This window comes from Streptomyces niphimycinicus (assembly GCF_018883605.1).
Lineage (GTDB): Bacteria > Actinomycetota > Actinomycetes > Streptomycetales > Streptomycetaceae > Streptomyces > Streptomyces niphimycinicus.
The window spans coordinates 1-7,762 of record NZ_JAHLEM010000841.1; the positions used below are offsets into that span (position 1 = coordinate 1).

Consider the following 7,762-nt stretch of genomic DNA (forward strand, 5'->3'; position numbering starts at 1 on the left):
CCGGGGCGGGCCGGCCGGGAGCGCGGGGCGGCGGGCTGGTCAGGCGTCATGTTCTTATCCCCTCCGGTTTCCCCGCGCGGGCGGTCCTCGCCGGGGGACCGGCGGGCTACTGATCGTCCGGGCCCCGGCCGGAGGCCAGGTCCTGAACCGCCGCGGCGAAGGCGTCGCCCCGCTTGTTGTAGTTGATGAACATGTCCATCGAGGCACAGGCCGGGGCCATCAGGACGGTATCGCCCGGCCGGGCGAGCCGCGCCGCTTCGCGCACAGCCGCCGCCATCGCCCCAGTGTCGGTCCGGTCGAGGTCCACGACCGGGACATCTGCTGCGTGTCGCGCGAGCGCTTCGCGGATCAGGGCGCGGTCGGCGCCGATCAGCACGACGCCGCGCAGCCGCTCGGCCGCCGTAAGGACGAGTTCGTCGAAGGTGGCCCCCTTGGCGAGGCCGCCCGCGATCCACACGATGTGCTCATAGGCGCCCAACGACGCCTCGGCGGCATGGGTGTTGGTCGCCTTGGAGTCGTCGATATAGGCCACGCCGTCGACGTCCGCCACATGCTCCACCCGGTGCGGATCCGGCCGGAAGGCGCGCAGCCCGTCCCGTACGGCCTTCGGCGGGACACCGAAGGCGCGGGCCAGGGCCGCCGCCGCGAGGGCGTTGGCGATGTTGTGCGGGGCCGGCGGGTTCACATCGGAGACCTCGGCCAGCTCCTGCGCCTGCTTCTGCCGGTCCGCCACGAAGGCCCGGTCGACGAGGATGTCCTCCACGACGCCGAGCTGCGAGGGGCCGGGGGTGCCGAGGGTGAAGCCGATCGCCCGGCAGCCCTCCTCGACATCGGCCGCGCGCACCAGGTCCTCGGTGGCGGGGTCGACCACGTTGTAGACGCAGGCCACCTGGTTGCCCTCGTAGATCCGGCCCTTGTCGGCCGCGTACGCCGCCATGGAGCCGTGCCAGTCGAGGTGGTCGGGGGCGAGGTTGAGCACCGCCCCGGAGTGGGCGCGCAGCGAGGGCGCCCAGTGGAGCTGGTAGCTGGAGAGCTCGACGGCCAGCACGTCGTACGGCGTATCGCCCAGCACGATGTCCAGGAGCGAGACGCCGATGTTGCCGACGGCGGCGGTGCGCAGCCCGGCCGCCTCCAGGATGGCCGCCAGCATCCTTACGGTGGTCGTCTTGCCGTTGGTGCCGGTGACCGCGAGCCACGGCGGGGCGTCCTCGCCGCGCAGCCGCCACGCCAGCTCCACATCGCCCCAGACGGGCACGTTCGCCTCGGCGGCGGCCAGGAAGAGCGGGCTGGTGGGCTTCCACCCGGGGGTGGTCACGATCAGCTCGGCGCCCTTCGGCAATGTCTCGCCGTCGCCGAGGCGGACCGCGATGCCCAGGGCCTCCAGCTCGGCCGCCTGGGCGCGCTGCGGTTCGCCGTCGCTGCCGTTGACCACGGTCACCGAGGCCCCGAGGCCCCGCAGCGCACGCGCCGCGGGGACCCCGGAGACGCCGAGTCCGGCGACGGTGACCTGCCGTCCGGCGAGGTCGGACACGTCGAGGGCGACGGCGTCGGATGTCACGAAGCTCGCCACCCCGCGTAGAACAGGCCGAGGCCGACGATCACGCACATGCCCTGGATGATCCAGAACCGGACCACCACAAGGACTTCGCTCCACCCCTTGAGTTCGAAGTGGTGCTGGAGTGGCGCCATCCGGAAGACCCGTCGTCCGGTCGTCCGGAACGAGCCGACCTGGATGACCACGGACATGGTGATCAGCACGAACAGGCCGCCGAGGAGGGCCAGCAGCAACTCCGTACGGGAGCAGATGGCCAGGCCCGCGAGCGCGCCGCCGAGCGCGAGCGAACCGGTGTCGCCCATGAAGATCTTGGCGGGTGAGGTGTTCCACCACAGGAAGCCGAAGCAGGCGCCCATCAGGGCGGAGGCGACGACGGCCAGATCGAGCGGATCACGGACCTCGAAACAGGACGACGGATTGGTGAGCGTCTCCGCGTTGGCGCAGGACTCCTGGTACTGCCAGACGCCGATGAAGGTGTAGGCGCCGAAGACCATCACGGAGGCGCCGGTGGCCAGACCGTCGAGACCGTCGGTGAGGTTCACGCCGTTCGACATCGCCAGGATCATGAACAGCGCCCAGATCGCGAAGATCACCGGGCCGAAGGACCAGCCGAAGTCCTGGACGAAGGAGAGCCGGTCGGAGGCGGGGGTCTGCTGGCGCGCGTCGGCGAAGTTCAGCGCGAGGATCGCGAAGGCGATACCGACGATGAGCTGACCGGCCATCTTGGCCTTGGCCCGCAGGCCCAGGCTGCGCTGCTTGACGATCTTGATGTAGTCGTCGAGGAAGCCGACCAGGCCCATACCGGCGAACAGGAAGAGCACCAGCACGCCCGAGAAGCTCGGCTGGCTGCCCGTGATCACCTTCGTCAGCGCGTAGGCGATCAGTGTGGCCAGGATGAAGGAGATACCGCCCATCGTGGGCGTGCCCTTCTTGCTGCCGTGCGTCCGCGGACCATCGTCCCGGATGAACTGGCCATAGCCCTTGCGGGCCAGCAGCTTGATCAGCAGCGGTGTGCCGATCAGGGTCAGAAAGAGCCCGATGGCTCCCGAGAAGAGGATCTGCCTCATGCCCATCGGCCGGAGACCTCACCCTCACCGTCGAGCAATGCCTGCGCAAGCCGCTCCAGGCCGACCGACCTGGATGCCTTCACCAACACGACGTCCCCCGGTCGCAGCTCGCTGCGCAGCAGATCGACCGCTGCCCGCACGTCGGACACGTGCACCGACTCCTCACCCCACGAACCCTCGTTCTTGGCGCCCATGTCCAGCCAGGCGGCCTCCTGGCCGCCGACCGCCACGAGCTTGCTGACGTTGAGCCGGACGGCCAGCCGCCCGACCGCGTCGTGCTCGGCCAGTGACTCCTCGCCCAGCTCGGCCATCGAGCCGAGCACCGCCCACGTGCGACGCCCCGGTGTGGCAGCGCCCATGGCGACCAGCGCGCGCAGCGCTGCTCGCATGGACTCGGGGTTCGCGTTGTAGGCGTCGTTGACGATCGTCACGCCGTCCGAGCGCTCGGTGACCTCCATCCGCCAGCGGGAGAGCTGCCCCGCCTCGGAGAGCGCCACGGCGATCTCGTCGACGGACATGCCCAACTCATGGGCGACGGCGGCCGCGGCGAGCGCGTTCGACACGTGGTGCTCACCGTACAGGCGCATGGTCACTTCACTGCACCCGGTAGGGGTGTGAAGCGTGAAGGCGGGGCGGCCGCCATCGGCGAGCCGGACATTCCCGGCACGCACATCGGCGCCCTCGGCCTCGCCGAACAGGACGGTACGGGCCTTGGTGCGCGACGCCATGGCGCGCACCAGGGGGTCGTCGGCGTTGAGCACCGCCACCCCGCCCTCCTCGGCGGGCGGCAGGGCCTCCACCAGCTCGCCCTTGGCCTCGGCGATCTGCTCCCGGCCGCCGAACTCTCCGATATGGGCGGTGCCGACGTTGAGCACGAGTCCGATACGGGGCGGGGTGAGGTCCGTCAGGTACCGGATGTGGCCCTTACCGCGGGCACCCATCTCCAGCACCAGGTGCAGGGTGGCCTCGTCGGCGCTCATCGCGGTGAGCGGCAGGCCGATCTCGTTGTTGAGCGAGCCCGGCGTCCATACGGTGGGGCCGCGGCGCTGGAGCAACTGGGCGATGAGGTCCTTGGTGCTGGTCTTGCCCGCGGAGCCGGTGAGCGCGACCACGGTGGCGTCCAGGCGCTCCACGACGGCGCGCGCGAGCGCTCCCATGGCGGCGATGACATCGGGCACGACGATCGCCGGTACGGGGGCGTCCGCGGTGCCCAAGGGGCGGGCGGCCAGGACCGCCGTGGCCCCGGCCTCGATCGCCTTCAGGGCGAAGTCGTGGCCGTCCACGCGCTCCCCGGGGAGCGCGGCGAAGAGGCTGCCTGGCCGCACCTCACGGGAGTCGATCACAACAGGGCCCGTGACCTTCAGGTCCGGGTCCGGTATGTCGTGCGGCTGCCCACCGACGAGGCCGGCGATCTCGGTGAGGGACAGTGCGATCACTGATCACCTCCGGCCGTGCGGGAGAGCTGCCTTGAGGGTGCTGGTGCGCGCATGGCGGTCTGTCATCCCTGGTCTTGGTGATTGTCCCGGTGTTGTGAGTTCGCCTCGGGGCGCGTGGCATCGCGCCTGTGGGCTCGCTCACTGAGCTCGATGGCTTCGCGGAGTACCTGGCGGTCGTCGAAGGCACGGATCACGCCGGCGATGTCCTGGCCCAGTTCATGGCCCTTGCCGGCCACGATGACGGTGTCACCCGGCTCGGCGCGGGCGACGGCGGCCGCGATGGCGTTGGCCCGGTCCTCCTCGACCAGCACATCACCGCGCTCGTGGGCGGGCACCTCGGCGGCGCCCGCGAGCATGGCGGCGAGGATCGCTAGCGGGTCCTCGGAGCGCGGGTTGTCGGAGGTGAGGACGGCCGTGTCGGAGTACCGGGCCACCGCGGCGCCCATGGGGCCGCGCTTGAGCCGGTCGCGGTCCCCGCCGCAGCCGAGGACGGCGTGCAGCTTGCCGTCGGTCACCTTACGGAGGGCACGCAGCACCGACTCCACGGCGTCGGTCTTATGGGCGTAGTCGACGACGGCGAGGTAGGGCTGGCCCACGTCGACCCGCTCCAGCCGGCCCGGTACGCCGGGGACGGCGGCGATGCCGTCGGCGGCCGTCTGCGGGTCGATCCCGGCGACGGCGAGGGCGACGACGGCGGCGAGCGCGTTGGCCACGTTGAAGGGGCCCGGGAGGGGGGCTGCGGCCCGTACGGACTCACCGCCCGGGCCGACGGCGGTGAAGGTCGAGCCGAGCGGGCCGACCTCGACGTCCTCGGCGCGCCAGTGGGCGTCGGGGTGGCCCTCGGCGGAGAAGGTGGTGACGGGCACCTCGGACTGCTCGATCAGCCGCCGGCCGTACTCGTCGTCGTAGTTGATCACTCCGGCGCGGCTGCGGGCCTTGGTGAAGAGCTGGGCCTTGGCCTGGAAGTAGTCCTCCATGCCGGAGTGGAACTCCATGTGCTCCGGGCTGAGGTTGTTGAAGACCGCGACGTCGAAGACGCAGCCGTCGACGCGGCCGAGGACCAGGGCGTGGCTGGAGACCTCCATGACGACCGAGCGGACGTCGCGCTCGCGCATCACCGCGAACAGGGCCTGGAGATCGGTGGCCTCGGGGGTGGTGCGCTCGGACTTGATGCGCTCGTCGCCGATCCGCGTCTCCACGGTGCCGATGAGACCCGTAAGGCCGCCGTCGTGCTTCGCGGCGGCCTTCAGGCCGCCCTCGATGAGATACGCGGTCGTGGTCTTGCCGGAGGTGCCGGTGATGCCGATCTGGAGCAGGTCCGCACCCGGCTCGCCGTAGATCGTGGCGGCCAGCGCGCCCATCCGGCCGCGCGGATTGTCCACCGCCAGGACCGGCAGCCCGGTGGCGGCGGCGCGCTCGGCACCGGCCGGGTCGGTCAGCACCGCGACCGCGCCGAGGTCGGCGGCCTGGGCGGCGAAGTCCGCGCCGTGGAGGCGGGCGCCGGCCAGCGCGGCGTACACATCGCCGGGGCGTACGGCGCGCGAGTCATGGGTGATCCCGGTGACCGCGGCCCCCTCCGAGGCTTCGGGGGCATCGACGCCGAGCTGATCCGCCAGCTCCGCCAGCGGGATCGGGCGGACCTGGAGAGGGCGGGGCGCTCCCGGGTATTCCACAGAAACGTCCTTCTGAGGGGTTTGGGACTGATCAGCGTGGGGCACGGCGGTGAGCGTACCCGGGACACCCGCTCCCCCGCGAAATGAGGCGGCGAAGCGGGGCCGTACCGGACCGTGGTTCCCGGAGTCCGGCGTGATCGTCGTCACTGCTGGGTCCGCTCACTGGCCCGGGTTGTAGCTCACAGGGAGCCGTTTGGGCTGCTTTCCGGACGGCGGGACCTGGAGGGCCTTGAGGCCGAACTCCATGACCTTCTTGTAGACCGGTCCGCAGACCTGACCGCCGAAGTAGCTGCCCTTCGTCGGGTTCTGAACGGCACAGTAGACGGTCAGCCGCGGTTTGTCGGCCGGGGCGAAGCCGGCGAAGGACGCGGTGTAGCCGCGGTAGCGGCCGGTCTTGGGGTCCACCCGGTTGGAGGTGCCGGTCTTGCCCGCGACACGATAGCCGGGGATCTTCGCCTTGGCGCCGGTGCCCTGCTGGTCATCGACGACCGATTCGAGCATCTCGGCGAGCGTCTTCGCGGTCTCCTTACTGACGACACGGGTCTTCCGGGGGGCGGGCGCGGCCGTGTAGTCGCCGCCGGGGCCCCTGGTGCCGCGGACGAGGGTGGGCGCGACGCGCTCGCCGCCGTTGGCGATGGTGGAGTACACGGAGGCCGCCTGGACGGCGTTGAGCGACAGCCCCTGGCCGAAGGGGATGGTGTACTGCTGCGAGGCGCTCCAGTCCTGCGGCCGGGCCAGGATGCCCGAGGTCTCGCCGGGGAAGCCGAGCCCGGTGGGCCGGCCGATCCCGAACTTCCGCAGATAGGAGTAGAGGATCTCGTTCTTCTGCTTCTTGGTCTTCCCGAGCTGCTCGGTGGCGAGGATCGTGCCGATGTTGCTGGACTTGGCCAGCACGCCGTTGAGCGTGAGGTACCAGGTGGGGTGGTCGATGTCGTCGGCGAAGGCCCGGTCGGCGCGCGGCAGCCGGTTGGGGACCACCACATGGGTGTCCCAGCGGGCCACGCCCTCCTGGAGGACGGCGGCCATGGACATCAGCTTGCTGACGCTGCCGGGCTCGTAGGCGTCGGAGACCGCGGCGTTGCCCAGGTCGTCGGCGTCCGTCGTGGTGATGTCGCCGGGGTCGAAGCCGGGGGCGTTGGCCATCGCCAGGAGCTGTCCGGTGCGGGTGTCCTGCACGATGACATAGCCGCGGTCGGCCCCGGACTTGCGGACCTGGTCGGCGATGGCGCTCTGGGCGGCCCACTGGATGTCCCGGTCGATGGTCAGCTCGTAGTCACTGCCGGGGACCGCGGGCTGCTCCTTGAGGTCCCCGGTGGGCACCTGGTGGCCACCGGACTGGGCGTAGACGCGCTTGCCGTCCTTGCCCGCGAGCTTCTTGTTGAGCTGCTGCTCGAGCCCGGCGGCGCCGCGGCCGTCGGCGCCCACGAATCCGAGTACCCCGGCGGCGAGATCCCCGTTCGGATAGACCCGCTTGCTGTGCGCCTCGCGGTTGACCCCGGCCAGGACATTGGTGCCCTTGCCCTTGGCGGCCGAGTCGTCCAGGGCGCTCTTCAGGTCCTTGATCTGGTTCCAGACCTGCGGGGACTGCTGCCGGGCGAGCACGACGTACTGCGACTTGGGGTTGTCGCTGAGCTTCTTCTCCAGGTCCGCCTCGTTCTTGCCGAGGATCGGCGCGAGGAGGGCCGCGGCCTGGCGCGGCGCGTCACGGGTCTTGGCCGTCTTGGGGGTGAGCAGATCGGGGGCGGCCGTGATGTCGTACGCGTCCACCGTGGTCGCCAGGTCGACGCCATCGCGGTCGGTGATGGAGCCGCGCTCGGCGGACAGCTTCACCGGGATGTAGCGGTTGACGTTGGCCTTGGCCGCGTAGGCGCTGGCGTCGACGGCCTGCACCTGAAGCAGCCGTACGACGAAGACCAGCATGACGAGGCTGAGGCCGAGGCTGATCAGCCGCAGCCGGGGGCGCGGGCTGCCCAGCCGCAGCGGCTGGGCACCACCGGGGCGCGGGCGCTGGGCCGGGCGGCCGGACGGCCC

5 protein-coding genes are annotated in these 7,762 nt (G+C 71.2%); all 5 read right to left on the reverse strand.

Features of this window, described 5'->3' with window-relative positions:
- Window positions 1–106: 106 nt before the first annotated feature.
- Window positions 107–1,558 carry a UDP-N-acetylmuramoyl-L-alanine--D-glutamate ligase gene (gene murD / locus KN815_RS43920; protein ID WP_216347342.1) on the reverse strand — a complete coding sequence of 484 codons (1,452 nt, stop codon included), beginning with the start codon at window positions 1,556–1,558 and terminating at the stop codon, window positions 107–109.
- The gene (gene mraY, locus KN815_RS43925) at window positions 1,555–2,622 is read right to left on the reverse strand and encodes a phospho-N-acetylmuramoyl-pentapeptide-transferase (protein ID WP_216347346.1); all 1,068 of its coding nucleotides are present in this window, start codon (window positions 2,620–2,622) and stop codon (window positions 1,555–1,557) included. The genes murD and mraY overlap by 4 nt, the downstream gene beginning before the upstream one ends.
- Entirely contained in the window at window positions 2,619–4,058 is a 1,440-nt protein-coding gene (locus KN815_RS43930; protein ID WP_216347343.1) for a UDP-N-acetylmuramoyl-tripeptide--D-alanyl-D-alanine ligase, read from the reverse strand. Before KN815_RS43930 ends, mraY begins: the two co-directional genes overlap by 4 nt.
- Window positions 4,059–4,120: 62 nt before the next feature.
- Entirely contained in the window at window positions 4,121–5,878 is a 1,758-nt protein-coding gene (locus KN815_RS43935; RefSeq protein ID WP_216347344.1) for a UDP-N-acetylmuramoyl-L-alanyl-D-glutamate--2,6-diaminopimelate ligase, read from the reverse strand.
- Window positions 5,879–5,890: 12 nt separating this feature from the next.
- The coding region (locus KN815_RS43940; RefSeq protein WP_216347345.1) for a peptidoglycan D,D-transpeptidase FtsI family protein at window positions 5,891–7,762 on the reverse strand (1,872 nt) is incomplete at its 5' end.